Source organism: Sphaerochaeta sp. (assembly GCF_050256055.1).
Lineage (GTDB): Bacteria > Spirochaetota > Spirochaetia > Sphaerochaetales > Sphaerochaetaceae > Sphaerochaeta.
In genome coordinates this window covers 40,065-61,140 of the sequence record NZ_JBFWIJ010000014.1, presented here as the reverse complement: position 1 = coordinate 61,140, position 21,076 = coordinate 40,065, and the positions used below count along the sequence as shown (strand labels likewise).

Below are 21,076 nucleotides of genomic sequence, written 5' to 3'. Positions count from 1 at the left end.
TTTCGGGCGGTTATGGCGGAGCCCTATGATGCAGAGGTAGTGACAGAACAATATAGTTGTTCAAGGAATACAAGGAGGATCACAATGAAAAAGGCTCTGTATCTGCTGCTCTCACTCTTGCTGGTAGTCTCCGCAGCGGCATTCGCTGCCGGAAAGACCGAAACTGCTGCACCTTCTGCACAAGCAGCAGGACCGGTTACGCTTACCGTCTGGTGCTGGGACCCGACGTTCAACATCTATGCAATGAACGAAGCCGCCAAGATTTACAACGTCGACCACCCGGACGTGAAGATCAACGTCGTGGAGACCCCTTGGGCCGACCTGCAGCAGAAATTGATCACCAGTCTCAGTGCGAAAGCCACCGAGAATCTTCCGGATATCATCCTGATGCAGGACAATGCCATCCAGAAGAACATCATGACGTACCCCGACGCATTCGTGGCGCTGAATGGAAAACTCGACCTTTCCCAGTTTGCTCAGTTCAAGGTTGACGTAGGGACGGTGGACGGCAAACACTATGGTGTGCCGTTTGACAATGGGGCTACCGGTACCTTTATCCGCAGGGACCTCATCGAGCAGGCAGGCCTGAAAGTCAGTGATTTCACCGACATCACCTGGGAACGATTCATCGAGCTGGGCAAGATCGTCAAGCAGAAGACCGGTGTAGCCATGATCTCCACCGTTGCCAATGAACCGGATTTCCCCATGCTGATGCTCCAGAGTGCAGGCACCTGGATGTTTGATGCAAACGGCAAAGCCTACATCAAGGACAACCCGGTGCTCAAGGAAGCGCTGCGCATCACCAAGGAAATGGTGGAAAGCGGAGTATGCATCCTCGTTCCTGATTGGAATGCCTATATCGCCACGCTCAACAACGGGACGGTCGCATCCACGATCAACGGATGCTGGATCAGCGGATCCATCCAGGCGGAAAAGAGCCAGAGCGGCAAGTGGGCGGTCACCAATACCCCGCGTTTCGCCAAGATCGCCAGCTCGGTCAACTATTCCAGCCAGGGAGGCTCCGGGTGGATGGTTATGGCCAATTCCAAGCATCCTGATGTAGCCATTGATTTCCTGGCGAAAACATTTGCCGGCAGTGTGAAGCTCTATGAGACGATTCTCCCCTCCAGCGGAGCCATTGCCACCTGGTTGCCCGCTGCAAAGTCCCCGGTCTATGGACAACCCATCGAATTCTTCGGCGGCCAGAAGATCTATGAGGATCTGGTATCCTATGCAGGCAAGGTGCCCAATGTAAAATATGGTGTCTTCAATTATGAAGCCCGTGATGCCATCGCCCGCGCCCTCAGCGAAGTGATGCAGGGAACCAATATCGATACCGCGCTTGCCACTGCACAAAAGAACGTCGAATTCTTGATGAGCGAGTAAGAAATTTCCGCATGTGTTCCGATACCGCTGTATACTGGCGGTATCGGAGTGCTCGCTCTGTACCAATGAGGGAAAGGCACCATGGCTAATACGACTCTGACAAAGAAAATCAACCTATACGGCTGGTTGTTCGTCATCCCTGCGGCATTGTTCATCTTCATTCTTAATTTTTATCCGATGATCAGTGCCTTTCTGCTGTCCTTGCAGTCGGGGAGGGGAAACAACCTCAAATTCGCCGGGCTGAAGAACTACGCCCGACTCTTCCAGGATGAGATGTTCCTCACATCGGTTGGCAATGTACTTACCTATCTGGTCATCCAGGTTCCCATCATGCTCCTGTTGGCCCTCGTGCTTGCTTCCCTGCTCAACGACCCGCGTCTGAAGGGCAAGAGCATCTTCAGAACCTTGATCTTCCTGCCGTGTGCAACCAGTCTGGTCAGTTCGGCCATGATATTCAAATCATTCTTTTCCATCGATGGAATCGCCAATACATCCCTGATGGCCTTGGGACTCCTTTCCGAGCCATTGAGTTGGCTGACCCATCCCATCTGGTCCAAATTTGTCATCATCCTTACCATTACCTGGCGCTGGACCGGATATAACACCGTATTCTATCTTGCGGGACTGCAAAACATCGACCGTTCGGTATATGAAGCCGCCCGTATTGACGGCGCTTCGGGCAGCAGGCAGTTTTTCTCCATTACCATCCCGTTGCTCAAGCCGGTCATCCTGTTGACGACCATCATGTCGACCAACGGGACGCTCCAGTTGTTTGATGAAGTGAAAAACCTGACCAATGGAGGGCCGGGCATCTCCACCCTCTCCATCAGTCAGTACATCTATAATCTGTCCTTCATGTACAACCCGCAGTTCGGGTATGCCGCTGCCGTCTCCTATGCAATCCTGATCATGGTGGCGGTTCTCTCATTCATCCAAGTGAAAGTGGGGGACAAACGATGAAACAACACCACTCTGCCAGCGTGGGGAAATATGTGTTCTTGATTATCATCTGCCTGTTTTCCGTATTCCCCTTCTATTTCATGATCGTCAGTTCCACCAATTTGAGCGTGGACATCATCAAAGGTCGGCTGTTTTTCGGAACGCATCTGTTTTCCAATTTCAAGACACTCACCTCGACGGTGCGTCTGGGAAATGCCTTCTGGAATTCACTGCGCAACGCATTTGCCAATACGCTTGCCAGTCTGTTTGTCTGCAGCTTGGCCGGCTATGGCTTCCAGGTCTATCGCGAGAAGGGCAAGGACACCCTGATGGGACTGCTCCTGCTTTCCATGATGGTTCCGTTCGCCGCCCTGATGGTCCCCCTTTTCCGGTTATTCAGCCAAGCCAAGTTGCTTGATACCACGACCGGGTTTATCCTGCCCACCATTTCCACCGCGTTTCTCATCTTCTTCTTCCGTCAAAGCGCCCAGTCGTTTCCGATCGAGACGGTACAAGCGGCCCGTGTGGATGGATTGGGCGAATTCGGCATCTTCTTCCGAATTTTTGTACCCATCATGGCTCCGACATTCGCAGCTGCCGCCATTGTCACGTTCATGGCAGCTTGGAATAATTACCTGTGGCCTTTGATCATCATGCAGAGCCAGGATAGTCAGACGATGCCGCTGCTCATCACCGGCCTGACCGCCGGATACACCACCGATTACGGGATTTTGATGTTGTCGGTCACCGTCACTACGCTGCCGACCCTGATCCTCTTCTTCACCCAACAGAAACGGTTCGTCGAAGGGGTGCTCGGTTCCGTCAAATAAAACGACAAGGAGTTTGTATGGCTACGCTGTTTTTACAAAACCGTGCATGGGAACAACCCGGCATCACCTCAATGAACCGCTTGGAGATGCATTCTCTTCCGCTTGCTTTTCCAAGTCTGGAACAAGCGCTTTCTGATGCATTGCTGGGCCCCGAGGGACGGAACGGCGCCTCCTCCCCATCGGTGGTTTCCTTGGATGGAAGTTGGTCGTTCCGATATTATGAACGGGTTCTCGACGTGGAGCCGACCATTCTGGACGAGCCTTCCGACTTGGAGTGGGACCGTATCCAGGTACCGCTTTCCTGGACCATGCAAGGGTATGACAAGCCGCATTACACCAATGTCATCATGCCCTTTCCCAATACACCTCCGTTTCCTCCCCAGGCAAATCCGACCGGTGTGTACCGGACGAGCTTCGTTCTGGATGCCGCATGGTTGGAACAGCGGACGGTGCTCGAAGTCGGCAGTGCGGAAAGCTATCTTGAAGTCTATTTGAACGAAACGTTCATCGGCATGAGCAAGGACACCCGCTTATCTGCATCGTTTGACCTCAGTGATGCACTCGTTGCAGGTAGGAATACCCTGGTGCTCATCGTCGTGCGTTACAGTGACGGCTCGTATATCGAGGATCAGGATCAGTGGTGGTTCGGTGGTCTGCACCGCAGTGTTCGCCTCCATCGTAGAGGGGCGGTGAGCATGGCCGATGCCAAGCTCAGAACAGAACTTGCCTCCGACTTCCGAGAGGGCCGAGTGGAGATCAGGGTTCCTTGCAGCGGGAACCCTGCTTCGCTTGTCGTATCGCTGTATGATGGGCATCTCATGCTGATCGAATCGAAGCAGGCAACCTGGAAGGATGGGATGTTTCACACCACGTGTACCGTCGAGAATCCTCTGCTTTGGAGCAGTGAACAGCCGAATTTGTATTATATGGGATTTTCGCTGGGCGATGGAGCCGAGCATCGGGTGATCCCCTTCGGCTTCCGTACCGTGGAAATCTCCCGCCGCCGTCTCTTGATCAATAAAAAGCGCGTGTTCATCAAAGGGGTGAACCGCCACGAACATGACCAATGCACCGCCAAGACGCTCACTGTGGAAAGCATGGTCCGTGATATCCGTTTGATGAAGCAGCACAACTTCAATGCTGTGCGTACCTGCCATTATCCCGACGATCCAGTCTGGTATGAACTGTGCGACCGCTACGGCCTGTATGTCATGGATGAGGCGAACATCGAGACCCATGCCAATTACGATACGATCTGCCGCGACGAGGCCTGGGCTTCGGCCTTCCTTGATCGGGTACAGCGCCTGGCAAGACGGGATTACAACCATCCATCGGTCATCATCTGGTCGTTGGGCAACGAGAGCGGATATGGACAGAACCAGGATGCCTGTGCCGCGTGGTTGCGGCGCTTCGATCCGCAACGGCCCATCCATTATGAAGGCGCCAACCGCCCGGAGTGGGGGCAGGGGCCCCATACGCTTGAAAGCCTGAAGCGCGGAGTCAGCGCCACCGACATCATTTCCCCCATGTACCCACCCATAACCTTGTTGCAAGCGTGGGATCATGCAACCGAAGCGGATGAGGATGACCGCCCCTTGATCATGTGCGAATACAGTCATGCAATGGGAAATTCCAACGGGAGCCTTTCCGATTACTGGAAACTCATCCGCAGCTCACGGGGGCTGCAGGGCGGCTTCATCTGGGACTGGGTCGACCAAGGCATTCTGGTTGATGACCGGGGAAGGTGCATCGGGTTGGATCCCAGGCGGGAATCGATGCATCGTGGGGGACGCACATGGCGGTACGGCGGGGATTTCTCCGATCGTCCCACGGACTACGACTTCTGCCTCAACGGCTTGGTTCTGCCCGATCGGACACCCAAACCGGCAATGGCCGAATGTCTGAAGGTCCAACAGGCAATCCATATCACCAGCGTTTCCCCCTGCACGGGAACCTTCACCCTGCACAATGCCATGGATTTCTCAACTACCGAGGATCTAGAGGTACGTTACAAGATTTTCAGCGAAGTACAGGAAACGCCGTTGCAGGGTTTTGTAAAGCTTCCTGTCATCAAAGCGGGTGATCAGGTTGACTTTATGCTTCCGGTTATAGCCGGTGAAGCGGTTCGCAAGTTGATGCAGAGAGCCCAGACCTTCATTTTGTTTGAGACCGTGCTCTTTTCACCCACAGCATGGGCAGAGGCGGGCCACCGGATTGCATGGGATCAATTTGCATTGAGCCCGTCCGCCCCCTTGATGCCGGTGATGAATCCGGTTGCAGTGCATCAGGGTAGGGATGGTTCGTGCCTTGTCGAAACCGAGGCCTATACGGCACGTATCAATGCCGAAGGGCTGCTCAGCGGCCTTAGGTATGTCGGCCAACGGGAACTGCTTTCCGAGCCGTTGACCATCAGCCTGTTCCGGTGTCCAACGGAGAATGACGGACTGAAGACCCTGCAGGGAAACAAAGGCCTTCCCGAATACGCCTTCTACCATGACAACAAAGCCTTCGGCCCTTGGTTGGACAAGGGCTTGGACCAGGCGTACCTCTCCTTGCTTTCCTGTACTGTCGCCCAAGGGTGCGTGCACACCGAACACCTGATCAAGACGCCGAACGTCGCAAAGCTCGGGAAACTCATCCAACATTGGGTCTTCAGTGCCGATCGCATCTATTTTTCCTGTACTTTCGACCTTGATGGTGACCTTGCAGAGTATCCACGCGTCGGGCTGCGATGCAATCTGGACCGGGCATGGTCGACCGTCCGGTGGTTCGGCCTCGGACCGCAGGAGAATTATCCCGATCGTGCCGAAGGTGCACGGATGGGGGATTTTTTTGCAACCATCGATGAACTCTATGTTCCGTATATTGTTCCCCAGGATCATGGGGAGCATATGCAACTCAGGCGTCTGGACCTCTATGACGGCGATACGGGATCAATCCGATTTTCCGGCTGCCAACCGTTCGGTTTTGCATTGCACCGGTATTCGCTCTCCGAGTTGTGGGAGAAGTTGCATGCAGACGAGCTTGAGGAAAGCCCCACGTACCACTTGTACCTGGATGCAGCGGTCCGAGGGGTGGGCACGGCCACCTGCGGACCTGACACGCTGGAGCAATACCGTATCCATAACGGAGTGTATCACCTCTCTTTCTTGATCAGTAGTGGGCGCTGAGGTCTTGCATCCTGCCGAGTTTGGCGGGATGCTTTGCTTAGGAGGCTCACGATGAACATCCATGACTTTACGGTAACCGGCATGCACGGCAAGCCCTTTTGCTTGTCTGCATATGCCGGTACGGTTCTTCTGATCGTCAATACCGCAACCCACTGCGGTTTTACAGCGCAGTATGAGATGCTGCAAAGCCTGTATTCGGATTATCATGCACAAGGATTTGAAGTCCTTGACTTTCCCTGCAACCAGTTCAAGGAACAGGCTCCGGGAAGCATCGAGGAGATCGATGCATTCTGCACGCTCACCTACAAAACCACCTTTCCCCGATTCGCAAAACTGGAGGTGAACGGACCGAAACAGGATCCATTGTATGCATATTTGAAGCAGCAGAAAGGATTTGCCGGTTTTGATCCGAACCATGAGAAGACTGCGGGTTTGGAGAGAAGGCTGCGTCAGGCCGATGCCGAGTATGAGAAGGACCCCTCGATCAAATGGAACTTCACCAAGTTCCTGGTTGACCGTCACGGAGATGTCGTCGCCCGGTTTGAACCTACCGCTACACGGATTGTAATCGAAGAACGGATGAAAACCCTCCTGTGATGCTTGACAAATGCGTACGCGTTTCGTACTATCTCTATAAGAGTTGTGATAAATTAAATAGTAAGCGATATAGTTAGGAGGAGCACATGAACGTACTTGATTTTACCGTACACGGAAGAAAAGGGGAGGAAGTGAAGCTTTCCCAATACAAGGGTAAGGTGCTCTTGATTGTGAACACCGCCACCCAGTGCGGGTTCACCCCCCAATACACGGAACTCGAACATATCTATGAAACCTACAAGGAGAAGGGCTTTGAGATCTTGGACTTCCCCTGCAACCAATTCGATGGACAAGCTCCTGAGGCGATTGAGGAGATCCACGAAATTTGTACGCTCAAATACGGAACCAAGTTTCCCCAGTTTGGAAAGATAGAGGTCAACGGCGAAGGTGCAATCCCGTTGTACAAGTATCTGAAGGACAAGAAGGGATTCGCAGGTTTCGACATGAGCCACAAGATCGCACCGATTCTTGATGAGATTCTACGCAAGGTTGACCCGAAATATGAGAAGGACCCTTCCATCAAGTGGAACTTCACCAAATTCCTGGTTGATCGCAACGGGGAAGTGGTCGCCCGCTTTGAGCCGACCCACAACCTGGGCGAAGTCGCAAAGGCAATCGAGAAGGTGCTCTGATACTCCACACACAGTATTTCCTATGCAGGCGTTGGGCGGTTTCGTCCAACGCCGATTTTGCGTTTTTCCGCCAAGTATGGTATGCTGACCGGCAGGTCGGGAGGAAACGAACATGAAGGGTGCAAAGCTGAGCCTGCAGCAGATGATCGGGCAGCATGTGGTATGCGGATTTCCTTCCATCGAGATGGACCGGGCGTTCATTGATGCGGTCAAAACCCACAAAATCGCCAACGTCATCCTGTTTTCCCGCAATATTGCCAACAAGACCCAACTGGTTACACTTTGCACCGACATCCAGGATTTGGTGCAGAATGCTTGCGCAACTCCCGCTTTCATCACCATCGACCAGGAGGGTGGGATGGTGAGCCGCCTCAGCAGTGACTGTACGATCACTCCGTCGGCCATGGCGCTTGCCGGTACGGATGATGTCCAGCTTGCCAGGCAGGCAGGGATCATAACTGCGGAGGAACTGCGCGCGCTCGGAGTGAACGTCGATTTCGCCCCGTCCTTGGATGTAAACAGCAATCCACACAACCCGGTAATCGGGGTGCGTAGTTTTGGAGATACGGCACGGACGGTCGAACGCTTTGCGCTTCCCTTCCTTGAAGGCATACAGGAATGTGGGGTCATGGCGGTGGGCAAACATTTCCCCGGGCACGGGGATACCCATCTGGACAGTCATCTGGCGCTTCCGACCGTCATTGGAGATCTGGCTGCTCTCCAAGAGCATCTCGCTCCGTTCAAGGCGGCCATCGTGGATGGGATACAGGGCATCATGACCAGCCATATTCTGTTTCCTGGTTTGGAGAGCGAGCGGGTGCCGGCGACCTTGAGCCGGAGCATCATCACCGGCTTGCTCAAGCAGGAATTTGGTTTCAAGGGGTTGGTGTTCTCCGATTGTCTTGAGATGGATGCCGTCGCCAAGCAGTATACGACGGAGATCTCCTCGGTCAAGGCGCTCCAAGCCGGTGTGGATGTATTGTGTATCAGTCATCATGTGGAGCTCGGCTGCCAGGCGGTGAAAGCAATCGAGGATGCACTTTTGCAGGGCAGGCTGGATCGAAAGGAGTTCGAGGCTTCGACGAACAAGATACTTGCAGCCAAGCAAATGCTCAGCGAACAACCCGGTTTTCCGCTATCTGTGGTGGGAAGCGATGAGCATGCACGCATCAATGCCGATCTGTACGAACGCAGCCTGACCTTGGTCAACGATGTTCCCTTCCATTTGGGCTTTCGCCCATTGTTCGTAAGCCCCCGTTGTTTTGCTGCAACCACAGTAAGCAGCAGTGAGTATGAGCTTGTATTCAGTCGGGAGATGGCTCATCTGTTTGACGCAGACTGGGTCGAATGCAGTGAAAATCCTGATGCAGGTGAGATTGCACGCATCCTGGAAACGGCGCAAGCCCATTCCTCGGTGGTGATGGGCACCTACAATGCCCATCAGTATCCAGCCCAGGTTGCATTGGCCAATGCGTTGGCCGATTCAGCAGATGTCTGTGTAATCGCGCTCCGTGATCCCTATGACTTGAGCCTGCTCGACAGGCGGATTCGCAGCTTCGCCGGGTATGCCTACAAGTCCCAGGTATGCCGGGCTTTTGCCAGACTGCTCAAAGAAGAGATCAGAGCGCAAGGCCGGTTGCCGGTTACGCTTTAGCGGATGGGCAACCCGCTTTTTTGCGTAGTTTCGCGGACGATCAACTCGGTATCCATGTACATGCTGGAAATGGGGATCTGCTCGCCGCTGATTCGTTTGATCAACATCTCGCAGCTCAGCAGCCCGAGCTGGAACTTGGGTTGGTTCACCGTTGTGATGGACGGGGTGCACATGGTTGAAAGCTCTATGTTGTCGAAGCCCACGATGGCGATGTCCTGGGGAACATGCAGGGATGAACGGCGCACCGCTTTGATCGCCGCCGCTGCATACACATCGCTGGAGGCGAAGAAGGCATCCGGCCTTTGATCGGAATTGAGCAGTTGGAAGGCGGCGGAGACCGCCATGTCGTAGTTGATTTCCTGAAGCTGGATGATGATGTCCGGATCCTTTTTCAGATTTGCATATTCCAACGCCTGCAGGTATCCCTTCAACCGATCCTGTGCATATTTGTATTCAAGCGGTCCATTGATGAATGCGATCCGCGTCTTGCCCAGTGAGATGAGGTGCAGGACCGCATTGCGGGCTGATGCCACATCATCGATGGTGACAAAGGGGATGTCCAGGCCGCTGATGCATTCACAGCATTGTACCAAGGGAAAGAGGTCGTTGAGCCTGATCAGCGTCGAGCGGGTGAGGCAATTGGTGGTGATCAAGCCGGCGGCATTCGTCTTCTTCAAAAGATTGACGAAGGTGTCGAATGATTTTTCATTGATGGGATCCTCATTGACCAGCATGTTGTATCCATTCCTCAGTGCGGCGGCTTTTGCCCCTTGGATGATGAGACTGTAGAATGGGTTTTCGAGGCTGGGTATGTTGAAAATGATCAGGTCGTTGCTTTTTGAGCTTTTCGCCTCGATGGACGAGGTGTCGTAGCCGAGTTGACGCATGGCGCTGATGACCATCTGCCTGGTATCATCACGTACATTGGGACTGTTGTTGATGACTCGGCTGATGGTTGCAATCGAGATCCCCGACTGCCTGGCTATTGCAGAATAAGTGATTTTCTTTGGTGCATCATCCATGGGTTTCCCTCTTTTTTACACTATAGATGCCGAAGGTGAATTCGTGCAAGAGAAGAAATGTAAAACTATGAAAAATTTTACAGAATTTACAAAGAATATTCCGTACAGTTGTCATATTTTTGAGTAAATCACGTAGAAAGTGTATAATTTCGAAAAAAGTTGACAGATTTTCTGAAAGATTTATACTGACGGATGTGCAGGCAAACCAACAACGCATGCCTGCCAGGAGGTTTTTGATGAAAAAGGTATTGGTACTCCTTCTCGTCCTGCTGGTAGCAACCAGTTTCGTATTTGCTCAGGGCACCAAGGAAGCCGGGGCAAAAAAACAGTTGATGGGTGTGGTTACCCCCAGTGCTGACCATGGATTCACCGCTGAATCCATTCGTCATTGTGAGGCGCAGGTGAAGACCCTTTCGGCACAGTACGGCTTTGACTACCGCTTCATGACCGCCGCTGAAAGCAGCGAACAGAGCAATGCGGTTGAAACCATTCTGGGCATGAATCCGGATGTCATGGTTCTCTGGCCGGTCAACGGCGATGAGCTGCGCAGTGTCGCCCAGTCCGTCATGGATGCCGGCGTTCCTTTGATCGTATATGACCGCTTCATCCCGGGTCTTACTCCCGATGCCGAGATCAGCGGTGACAACGTTGCCATTGGTGAGGGCGCCGGTAAATACTTCAACGAGTATTTCAAGGACGATCTGGCCAAGGGCAAAGTGAATTACCTTGAGTTCAAGGGTGACAGTTCCACCGTACCGATGGAGCGCACCAATGGATTCTTGTCCACCGCCAGCCCGAACTTCAATCTGGTTCAGTCCTTTGTGACCAACTGGAGTCAGCAGACTGCAATGGAGCAGATGGAGAACTTCCTCAACACCAAGAGCAAGGCTGAAATTGAATCGATCAAAGCCATCTGGACGCATGATGATGAGATCGTCTTCGGTATCGTCGAAGCACTGAAGAACTATCATGGCGATGCAAAGATCAACATCCGCCTGATCAACGGTGTATCCGCCGGCGAAGGTTTCATGAAGCTGTTCGAGAATTCCGGTTTGCAGGGAATCGACTTCATGACCTATACCTTCAGCCCGTCGATGGTCCGCGATGCAGTCGACCTTGGTTTGAAGGTTCTGCAGGGTGAGAAGCTCCAGAAGAGCTACAAGGTTCCCACCGAGATGATCGACAAGACCAACTACAAGCAGTATATGCAGAGCGATATGTACAAGATCCGCTACAGCCTGTAATGCTTCAGGATTCTTGAATGTAGTGTGCCCTCTGGAGGCCTGCAAAGCCTCCTCTGGGCATCTCTTGTATAGACAGGGAGGGACTTCGTATGATCCTGGAAATGAAGGATATCTGTAAGACATTCGGAGCGGTGCAAGCATTGAAAGGGGTTTCCTTCTCCGTGGAGAACGGCCAGATTCATGGACTGCTGGGGGAGAATGGGGCCGGCAAGACCACATTGATGAATGTCCTTGCAGGAACCTTCGCTCCGGATGCAGGGGACATCCTCATCGATGGAACGCCTGTGGAGGGGATGACTCCCCGTAAAGCCGCCGAGCTGAAGATTCGGTTCATCCATCAGGAATTGAACCTATGCAACGATCTGACCGTGTACCAGAATATGTTCCTCGGAGAGGAATACACCACCTCGTATGCAAAAGTGGACCGCAAGCGGGAAGTGGAACGTGCCCAGCAGGTACTTGACGGGATGAACAGCGGTATTGATGCCAAGACGGTCGTCGCAGATTTGGATACCGCACAGAAACAGATGGTGGAAATAGCACGGGCGCTGTTGTTCTCCAGTGAGCTCATCATTATGGATGAGCCGACCACTGCATTGAACAACCGGGAGATTGAGAAACTATTCACCATCATGGAGGATCTCAAGAAGGAAGGGGTTTCCTTCATCTACATATCCCACAAGATGCCGGAAATTTTCCGTATCTGTGATCGGTACACCGTGCTTCGGGACGGCCAGTTCGTCCAGAGCGGGAAGATCAAGGAAATTGATGAACATCAGGCGACCGAGCTGCTTATCGGCAAACGGTTCGTCCAGGCACATATCAAGGACGGCATTGCGTCCAGCATCCAGGATACGGTGGTGCTTGAGGCCCGGAATCTTTGCGGCTCCACGTTCCAGGATGTCTCCTTTTCCTTGCGCAAAGGTGAGATATTGGTCATTACCGGCCTGCAGGGCTCGGGTACCGATGAATTGGCGACTGCCTTGTTCGGGGCGTCGTCGCTGCAGAAGGGAAAAATGTTCAACCAGGATGGGGAACTGGCGATGCATGATATCCGAAATGTCATGAAACGTGGCATCGGCATGATCCCCCGCAATCGTAAGGAGCGGGGAATTCTCCCTGATCTGAGTATCAGAAACAATAATTCTCTGGCCTTCTTCGTGGCAAAACACCATAAACTGTTCGTCAATGCCAAGGAAGAAACGACCCGGTTTGCGGAAAGCCGGAAGCGGCTCGGCATCAAGGTGGGCAGCGATACGGATCTGATCACCTCGCTGTCCGGAGGAAACCAGCAGAAGGTGATCCTCAGCCGATGGCTGGAAAATGATGCCCAAGTGTATTTGATGGACAATCCGACGCAAGGGATTGATGTCGGGGCGAAGTTCTCGATCTATACGTTGATCGTACAGCTTGCTTCCCAAGGCAAGGGGGTGGTTGTCTTTACCAGTGAGTACCCTGAGATTCATCAGCTTGCAGATCGGTGCATCGTGTTGTACAAGGGCCGCGTAGCGGCAACTCTGGATCGTGAACAACTTTCCGAGGTTGCCATCATGGAATATTCGACAGGAACCCGCAGGGAGGTGCTCAATTGAAGGGAATTACGGTATCGAAGGAACAGGTCAAACAAACCTGGAGAAATATTACCAACAACTACAGCCATTGGTTGAGCTTTGTACTGTTGTTGCTGGTTGCAGTCATCGTCAGTCCTTCCTTTCTGACCTGGAACAACATCACCAACCAATTTGTCCAGGGATCCATCGTCGGCATCTGTGCGATGGGCATGAGCTTGATCATCTCAGCGGGGATGATCGACCTCTCGGTAGGGTCGGCAGTGGCTTTGATCAGCGGTTTCGGGGTGGTGGTGCTCAATTCGACGCATTCGGTCACCTTGACGTTGCTGTTTTGCCTGGGATCCGGATTGCTGGTCGGTTTGATCAACGGCCTTCTGGTCACCAAGGGACGCATTGCCCCGTTTATCGTCACGCTTGCCACCATGAGTGCTTGGCGCAGTGTGATCAACCAGATGGGGCAGGGTGGACCGTTCACCGTGGACAACACAATGTACGCTCCCTTCAGGGCGATTGCCGCCGGTAGAGTGCTTTCCCTTCCCCATTTGATGCTTTTCTTGATTTTCATCACCCTGTTGACGGGAATACTGATGTCCAAGACGAAATTCGGCACCTACGTATATGCCGTAGGTTCGAACCAGCAGGCTGCACGGCTGAGCGGCATCAATGTAAACCGGGTCAAGACCTTGATCTTCGTCTATGCAGGCACACTGTACGGTCTGGCGGCATTCCTGCTGGCCAGCCGATTGACTTCCATCCAAGCTGCCAGTGCAGGTTCTGGCTATGAAATGGATGCCATCGCTGCAGTTGCCATCGGCGGCACCAGCATGGATGGCGGACGGGGGAAGATCATCGGAACCTTTCTGGGCGTGTTGATGCTGCGCATCATCAATACCGTCTTGATCATGGCGAATGTCCCGCCGTTCCTCAACGGTTTGGTCACTGGAATCATCATCATCGTGGCCGTATTGGCACAGAGCAATAAGAAGGGAAAATAGGAGACTGCAGATGAAAGTAGGAATCGTCGGGGCAGGAGGAATGGCTGCCTATCATGCAAAAGGATTTGCTTTGGCAGGCGCCGAAGTGGTCGCCGTAGCCGATGCGAACCCCCAAAAAGCCTCTGCCTTCGCTCAACAGCAGGGAATCAAACACACCTATGCAAGCCTGGCCGAGATGGTCGAATCTGAAGCGGATCTTGAAGCGGTTTCCATCGTCACTCCCAATAAATTCCATGCACCGCTCACCATCGAGGCTTTGGGCCACGGATTGCATGTATACTGCGAAAAGCCCCCGGCTCGCAATGCCGGGGAGATGGAAGCCATGTACCGGGCGGCCAATGAATCAGGCAAGCTTTTGATGTTCGGCTTCAACAACCGATGCCGACCGGAGAGCCGTGCGATGGTCGACTATCTTGACAACGGTGTGGTGGGAACCATCAATTCTGCACAGGCTACATGGATCAGGCGCAGTGGGATCCCCGGGTTCGGAGGATGGTTCACCGATAAGCAGCTCTCCGGAGGAGGGCCGGTGATCGATTTGCTGCATATGATCGATCTTGCCTTGTATTTCATGGGATTTCCCCAACCGAAATGTGTATTGGCATCCACCTTCAATGATTTCATGGGCAATCCTGCTTTCAAAGGACCGTGGGGCGTTGCTGATGGGACGGGAAAGACTGATGTGGAGACAGCATGCCATGCGATGGTCACCTTCACCACCGGCCAATGTCTGATGATCCGTAATTCCTGGGCTGAGATGAACGAACGGGAGGTGGTGAGCGTCACCTTCCAAGGCACCAAAGCCGGAGGCAAGGTGGAACGTCTGTTCGGCATCGACGGCATCGATGAGACCAGTACAGACAGCGCCGTACTCTTTACCGAGGAATTCGGCAGACAGGTCAATCGGACAATCCTCTTTGAAAAGGATGAGACCATGGGCCGGGTAGGCAATGCAATGAACTTCATACAGGCACTCAGGGATGGCGTGAAGCCGATGAATACGCCTGAGCAGGCCATGATTTTGATGCGCATCACCGATGCCATCTACCAAAGCAGCAGCACCGGCGCGTGCGTGAACCTGGTCTCAGGAGGCAGCATATGAAACGATTGGTAACCTTGGCTTCAGGCCAATTCGGGGATCTGGATTTGGATCAGCTGTGCAAGCTTGCACAGAAAATGGGATACGATGGGGTGGAGTTGGCCACCCATGCACATTTTGATGTACAGAAGGCCTTGCATGACCGTACCTATATTCCTCTGGTGAAGGCAACCTTGGAACGCTATGGTCTGGCATGTGTTGCCATCAGCGCCCATCTGACCGGGCAATGTGTCGGTGATATATGGGATGAACGGCTTGATGGGTTCGCTCCAACGCATCTGGCCGGCAATCCGGAAGCGATCCGATTGTGGGCGATCGAGGAGATGAAGGATACCGCACGGGCCGCCCAGGCATTCGGTGTGAAGATTGTCAACGGGTTCACCGGTTCTCCCATCTGGGCACGTTGGTATTCCTATCCGCAGACCAGTGAGGAGATGATCAACGCCGGTTTCCAACTGGTGCATGACCTGTGGACACCGATTTTCGATGTCTTTGATGCATGTGGTGTGCGGTTCGCACTGGAAGTACACCCGACCGAGATTGCGTTCGATGGGTGTACCACCGAACGGGTGTTGGATCTGTTCGGCAGAAGGGAGACCCTGGGTCTGAACTTTGATCCGAGCCACTTGGTGTGGCAGGGCGTCGATGAAGTGGGATTCGTCCGCGAGTTCGCAGACCGCATCTATCATGTGCATATGAAGGATGTGAAGTTGCAGCGCAATAGCCGAAGCGGAATCCTCGGTTCCTTTTTGCCGTTCGGAGATACCCGCCGAAGTTGGGACTTTGTTTCGGTCGGACATGGCAATGTTGATTTTGACGGGATCATCCGTGAACTGAACGCCAGCGGGTATACCGGACCTTTGTCCGTGGAATGGGAAGACAGTGGCATGGAGCGGGAATACGGGGCCGCCGAGAGTTGCGCCTATGTCAAAAAAATGAATTTCTCCCGTTCTGCGATGGCCTTCGATAGTGCCTTGAAAACCCGGTGAAGTCAATTAATTTGCAAAAATTCTGCATATAAATAGACGAAATGCATATGAAGGTGTACAATAGCCCCCAACATATGCATACGGGGATTCTCCGGCAGAAGGAACAGAGTATGGAAAAGAAGAACATTGATTGGGGCAGTCTTGGATTTACCTATACCAAGACCGATAGTCGATATGTCTCCTATTGGAAGAACAACCAATGGGACGATGGTGCGATGGTCGAGGATGCAATGGTCACCATCAGTGAGAGCGCCGGCGTACTTCAGTATGCCCAGACCTGTTTCGAGGGACTGAAAGCGTATACCACGGTGGATGGCAGGGTGGTCACCTTCCGTCCAGATCTCAATGCACAGCGTATGTATGACACCGCGAAACGGCTTTTGATGCCATCCTTCCCCAAAGAACGGTTCATCGATGCACTGGACCAGCTGGTCAAGGCGAATCTTGCCTATGTGCCGCCGTATGGCAGTGGTGCAACCCTCTACATCCGTCCGTTCCTCTTCGGAAGTGGGCCGGTCATCGGGGTGGCTCCTGCACCCGAGTATACATTCCGTATGTTCTGCACCCCGGTCGGTCCGTATTTCAAGAGCGGGATCAAGCCGTTGCGGTTGCAGGTCAGCGAGTATGACCGAGCCGCCCCGGCTGGTACCGGACATATCAAGGCGGGTCTGAACTATGCCATGAGCCTGTACCCGGGCCATGATGCACATGAAAAAGGATTCTCCGAGAACCTCTATCTCGATGCAGCAACCCGAACCAATGTCGAGGAAACCGGCGGGGCGAACTTCATCTTCGTCACCAAGGACAACAAGGTCGTGACGCCCAAGAGCAACACCATCCTTCCCTCCATCACCAGAAGGTCGTTGATGCATGTGGCAAAGGAATACCTGCATCTTGAGATAGAGGAACGTGAAGTTCCGCTCGAGGAGGTCGCCAGCTTCGCTGAGGGTGGACTGTGCGGGACTGCGGCGGTCATTTCGCCCATTGGGTCGATTACGACCAAGGATGGAGTGATCAGCTTCCCCAGCGGAATGGAGAAGATGGGTCCTGTCACCCAGCAACTCTATGATACGCTGACCGGCATCCAGATGGGTAGGATTGAAGCGCCCGAAGGGTGGATTCATACCATCGCCTGATACTCTGATCGCTGTATCGTGACGTCCCGCTGCTTGGCGGGACGTTTTCTGTTTACCCCGATTCTCTCATGTTGTACAGTAACCAAAGGGAGAGGGCATGAAACTGAAGCGATCACTTCTCGTGTTTATAGTGTTATTGGTTGCAGTACAAGCTATTGTATCTGCATCAGCATATCGTAGCATCGATACCGTCCATACCAGGATCATTTTCTCGGAACCAGACGCAGTATATGCTCAGATCGTCGCCTCGTTTGCCGATGAGGTATACGAACAGCTTGCCCTGTTCCTGGAAAATTTTGAGGATCGGAGGGTCCCGGTCATCATTTCAGGCAACCCGGCCTGGGCGAATGGGTATTTCACCACCTTCCCCTCGGCGATCGTGCTGTATACCACCAGCCCGGATGACCGGTTCATCGGTTCTCGTACCGTCGATTGGCTGAAAAGTCTCTATACCCATGAAATGACCCATTTCCTGCATCTCACAAAACACGTCGGTCCGGCTCGGCTGCTCAGGTTTCTCGGTCCGGAGGTCACTTCGCTCAGTACGGTCTTCATGCCCGGTTGGTGGGTGGAGGGCATCTCCACGTATGCTGAGAGTACCTTCAGCGCGGGGGGAAGGGGAGACAGCCTTCCCTTTGGGCTGACCTATCAGGTCCCCATCGCCCAAGATCGAATGTGGTCGCTTGGACAGGGAGCCTATGCGAGCGCTCTGACTCCGGCCAACCGTATCTACAGCACCGGATATCTGCTCGTTGATTATCTGATCGAGACATACCAGAGTCATGCGTTTTCAGAGATCAACCGCAGGTTTGCCGCCTTCCCGTTCTTCGGTATGAACCCCGCGTTCCGCAAGGTAACCTCCCATTCTGCGACTGAGCTGTTCGCCCTGGCAGTGCAGCACAACCAAACTCTCGCCAAGGAACCGGAGAACAGTACGTATTTCACTCTTCCCCAACAAGGGAATACCTATCTGCCCGCCCAAAGCGAAGCAGCTATGATCGGTTATGCCTCCAGCCCCTCCAAAGGATCCGCTCTCGTTCGCTATGACCAGAACGGCAGGCAGGAACAGATCATCCCGCTTTCCTTGGTTGATCATTCCTCCCTCGCCGTTGCAAAGGACAAGGTCCTGTTTGCATATCTGTATGCCGATCCAACGGATGCACGATCGCTGTCAGATGCTTCGGTGGGATACAGCGATTTGTATCTGCTCGATCTCGACACGATGGACATCCGGCAATGTACGTCTGCAAGTCGGTTGGTCCATCCTGCGATCAGCAGCGACGGGAAACGGGCTGCAGCATCACAAATCAACGGTCCATTCTACGATCTGGTGGAGGTGGACCTTGCCTCCGGCACACTCAGATTGATCGCGCAGGGGGAAGAAACCTCGTATCTCGAATCTTCCTTGAACGCGGACGGTTCGCTGCTTGCGACCATTGCCTTGCATCAGGGCAATACATCCTTGGTCGTCTTCGACCGATTGAACAATCCCAAGATCCTCGTCGGTCCGACTTCCGCTGCACTGCATATGCCGTTGTTTACTGAAGACGGGTCGCTTCTGTTCGTGGATGAATCGTCGGTGTACCGGTATGAATGGGAAAGTGGACGATGCCTGCGTCTCTTCACCGATCCCTATGGCATCTTTGCAGCACGCATTATCAAAGAGGATCTCATCTATGAATCCTACAGCAGTGAAGGAGTGGTGTTGAAGCATGTTCCTGTTTCTGCTTTGGATGATGAGCCGGCTGCGTTCGCCCCGGCCCTTGGTGCACCGGATCCGTATGTTCTTCAGGATTTCCCTACATCCGGCTATGCTGATGCATTGCGTTTGAATCTGGTATTGCCGTTTCCCTTCATTGATGCCAATCACTTCCAACCGGGGGTCTGGATGCATATGACCAGTCTTTTGAAGCGACATTCTCTGGTGGGTATGGCAGGTTGGTCACTTGCAGCCAACCGAATGGTGGCTGATCTTACCTACCAGTACGCCCCGGGGAATTTCGGCTTACAATTGTTGGCTCAGCTGAATCAATACAATGCAGTCTCTCAGTCCTATGAACAGCAACTCTCTCTGACGATCGGAGTCCCCTTGGTCTACCACGTCAGTCCGCGATCAATCTCCCGCATTGATATCCAGCCGTCACTGTCCACAATATGGAGCGGAAGCGATGGATATCTGACCGGCAATCTGACCCTTGGTACCATCCTCCAGAAGCAGGACCGACGCAGCTCTGATTTTTTCGGAGGTTCCTACGCTTCGCTGAGCCTTGGCTTGCAAGCCGGCATGCCGTTTACCATCGATACGCTCTACCTGTACTCCTATGCTTCGCTTTCGGCTCAGCTGCGGTTGGGGTCCTCCTCGGCGATGATTCGGTTCAATGCCGATGTTCTGGATGCCTTCAATACGAGCGTAGCTGCCAATCTTCCGCTCTTTTCCTTCCTTCCTCAGAAAACAGGGAGCACCAAGTTTCGCCTGAAATCTTCCTTGCGGCTCCCCCTCGGGTTGCTCGACCTTCCCTTTTTGGCCGGAGGATGGACCGGACTCGGTCTGGAACTCAGTGCCCAAGGTGCCTGGTATCTGGAAAGTGGGGTCATTGTCGGTGAAGGGGCATGGGCTTTGCAGGCAAAACTGACAGGCCAATATGTTCTGGGAGGCCCTACCTTCTCCTTCCGCCCATTCGTTGCCTATGATTACTTGGTCGGTCTTGGTTCCTGGTTGGTGACCTTGGGAATCGACGGAACGAGCCTGCTCAATTTCTATGAAACGGTCTGATCCAGCAACATGTCGCCGTCCTTGATCCAGCCTTTCTTTCGCATGGCCGTGGCGATGCCATACGAAATGAGAGCGGGAAGCAGCAGGTGCATCAGCACAACCTCGGGCCAAGCTGCAAGCCCCATGACTGCGAGTGCATTGAATTGACCTACCAAGGCACTGGTTCCCATACCCGCTCCAACGCTGTTGTTCTCCATATGGAAGAGCAGCGTACTGACAGGCCCCAAAATTGCTGAGGTCAGGGTGGGAGGAATCCAGATCAGGGGGTGTCTGTAGATGTTGGGGATCTGCAGCATGCTGGTTCCGAGTCCTTGGCTCAACAAGCCGCCTGCCTTGTTTTCCCGGTAGGAACTGACGGCGAATCCGACCATCTGGCAGCTGCATCCTACAGCCGCCGCTCCTGCGGCCAGGCCGTTCAATCCCAGGCTGATGCAGATTGCGGCACTGCTGATCGGCAGGGTGAGGATCATACCCACCGTCACGGAAACGAGAATCCCCATGGGAAGCGGATACAACAGGGTCAAGGCATTGATGAAGGAACCAAGATACAGCATCAACCTGGCAAGCGAAGGTGCGAGGTAATGTCCGACCAACGCTCCGCTGATAATCGTGGCAAGCGGAACCAGCATGATATCGATGCTCGTTTTGCCTGCAATCTTCTTGGAAACCTCGGCGCCGACCAATGCCGAAAGCATGGCACCCATCGGTTCGCCGATTGCAAGTTTTACCGCAGAGGCAGCGTCACCCCATACGAAGGTTCCCGCTCCCACTGCACCTGCTACTGCACAAGCGAGAACACCGAGATTCGGTGCTTTCACGGCAAGCGCGACGGCGATGCCGATTGCAGGTCCGCTCAGATATTGGGCTACGGTACCGAATTGTTCCAGCAATCGTATACTGCTGTAGTGGCCGATCTGCTTGAGAATCAAGCCGATGATCAATGAGGCAAACAAACCCTGAGCCATGCCGCTCAAGACACGGGTGATGTAATCACCCACCTGCTTGCCATGGAATGAAGGGATGCCTTCAGCCATAGTGA

At 53.5% G+C, this 21,076-nt stretch carries 16 protein-coding genes; 14 read left to right on the top strand and 2 right to left on the bottom strand.

Features of this window, described 5'->3' with window-relative positions; translation table 11 throughout:
• Positions 1-84: 84 nt before the first annotated feature.
• From AB7C91_RS07365 to AB7C91_RS07335, 7 genes are all read left to right on the top strand, one after another.
• Positions 85-1,386 carry an ABC transporter substrate-binding protein gene (locus AB7C91_RS07365; protein WP_332446756.1) on the top strand — a complete coding sequence of 434 codons (1,302 nt, stop codon included), beginning with the start codon at positions 85-87 and terminating at the stop codon, positions 1,384-1,386.
• 81 nt (positions 1,387-1,467) lie between these two features.
• A complete protein-coding gene (locus AB7C91_RS07360; protein ID WP_332446757.1) occupies positions 1,468-2,346 on the top strand; it encodes a sugar ABC transporter permease in 879 nt (292 codons plus the stop codon).
• Complete coding sequence (locus tag AB7C91_RS07355) at positions 2,343-3,155, top strand: carbohydrate ABC transporter permease (RefSeq protein ID WP_428590249.1); 813 nt, start codon at positions 2,343-2,345, stop codon at positions 3,153-3,155. The genes AB7C91_RS07360 and AB7C91_RS07355 overlap by 4 nt, the downstream gene beginning before the upstream one ends.
• Positions 3,156-3,172: 17 nt before the next feature.
• On the top strand, positions 3,173-6,325 hold the full coding sequence (locus AB7C91_RS07350) for a glycoside hydrolase family 2 TIM barrel-domain containing protein (protein ID WP_428590246.1): 3,153 nt from the start codon (positions 3,173-3,175) through the stop codon (positions 6,323-6,325).
• Between the two features lie 51 nt (positions 6,326-6,376).
• Positions 6,377-6,922 carry a glutathione peroxidase gene (locus AB7C91_RS07345; protein ID WP_428590243.1) on the top strand — a complete coding sequence of 182 codons (546 nt, stop codon included), beginning with the start codon at positions 6,377-6,379 and terminating at the stop codon, positions 6,920-6,922.
• 86 nt (positions 6,923-7,008) lie between these two features.
• Entirely contained in the window at positions 7,009-7,554 is a 546-nt protein-coding gene (locus AB7C91_RS07340; protein ID WP_332447580.1) for a glutathione peroxidase, read from the top strand.
• Between the two features lie 112 nt (positions 7,555-7,666).
• The gene (locus AB7C91_RS07335) at positions 7,667-9,208 is read left to right on the top strand and encodes a glycoside hydrolase family 3 protein (protein ID WP_428590239.1); all 1,542 of its coding nucleotides are present in this window, start codon (positions 7,667-7,669) and stop codon (positions 9,206-9,208) included.
• On the opposite strand, the gene AB7C91_RS07330 is transcribed toward AB7C91_RS07335, so the two are convergent.
• A complete protein-coding gene (locus AB7C91_RS07330) occupies positions 9,205-10,230 on the bottom strand; it encodes a LacI family DNA-binding transcriptional regulator (RefSeq protein WP_332447578.1) in 1,026 nt (341 codons plus the stop codon). The genes AB7C91_RS07335 and AB7C91_RS07330 overlap by 4 nt on opposite strands.
• Positions 10,231-10,466: 236 nt before the next feature.
• On the opposite strand from AB7C91_RS07330, the gene AB7C91_RS07325 reads away from it, so the two are divergent.
• From AB7C91_RS07325 to AB7C91_RS07295, 7 genes are all read left to right on the top strand, one after another.
• On the top strand, positions 10,467-11,474 hold the full coding sequence (locus AB7C91_RS07325) for a substrate-binding domain-containing protein (RefSeq protein WP_332447577.1): 1,008 nt from the start codon (positions 10,467-10,469) through the stop codon (positions 11,472-11,474).
• A gap of 89 nt (positions 11,475-11,563) precedes the next feature.
• Positions 11,564-13,066, top strand: a complete 1,503-nt coding sequence (locus AB7C91_RS07320) for a sugar ABC transporter ATP-binding protein (RefSeq protein ID WP_332447576.1) — start codon at positions 11,564-11,566, stop codon at positions 13,064-13,066.
• Positions 13,063-14,040 (top strand): ABC transporter permease, encoded by a 978-nt coding sequence (locus AB7C91_RS07315; protein ID WP_332447575.1) that lies wholly within the window; start codon positions 13,063-13,065, stop codon positions 14,038-14,040. The genes AB7C91_RS07320 and AB7C91_RS07315 overlap by 4 nt, the downstream gene beginning before the upstream one ends.
• 10 nt (positions 14,041-14,050) lie before the next feature.
• Positions 14,051-15,142 carry a Gfo/Idh/MocA family protein gene (locus AB7C91_RS07310; RefSeq protein ID WP_428590234.1) on the top strand — a complete coding sequence of 364 codons (1,092 nt, stop codon included), beginning with the start codon at positions 14,051-14,053 and terminating at the stop codon, positions 15,140-15,142.
• On the top strand, positions 15,139-16,128 hold the full coding sequence (locus AB7C91_RS07305; RefSeq protein ID WP_332447573.1) for a sugar phosphate isomerase/epimerase: 990 nt from the start codon (positions 15,139-15,141) through the stop codon (positions 16,126-16,128). Before AB7C91_RS07310 ends, AB7C91_RS07305 begins: the two co-directional genes overlap by 4 nt.
• A gap of 41 nt (positions 16,129-16,169) precedes the next feature.
• Positions 16,170-17,264: a branched-chain amino acid aminotransferase gene (locus tag AB7C91_RS07300; RefSeq protein ID WP_332447572.1), complete on the top strand. Its 1,095-nt coding sequence runs from the start codon at positions 16,170-16,172 to the stop codon at positions 17,262-17,264.
• Positions 17,265-17,361: 97 nt separating this feature from the next.
• Entirely contained in the window at positions 17,362-20,037 is a 2,676-nt protein-coding gene (locus AB7C91_RS07295; RefSeq protein WP_428590229.1) for a hypothetical protein, read from the top strand.
• Here the strand turns inward: AB7C91_RS07295 and AB7C91_RS07290 are convergent.
• Positions 20,022-21,071 (bottom strand): PTS sugar transporter subunit IIC, encoded by a 1,050-nt coding sequence (locus AB7C91_RS07290; protein ID WP_332447570.1) that lies wholly within the window; start codon positions 21,069-21,071, stop codon positions 20,022-20,024. The genes AB7C91_RS07295 and AB7C91_RS07290 overlap by 16 nt on opposite strands.
• Positions 21,072-21,076 lie beyond the last annotated feature (5 nt).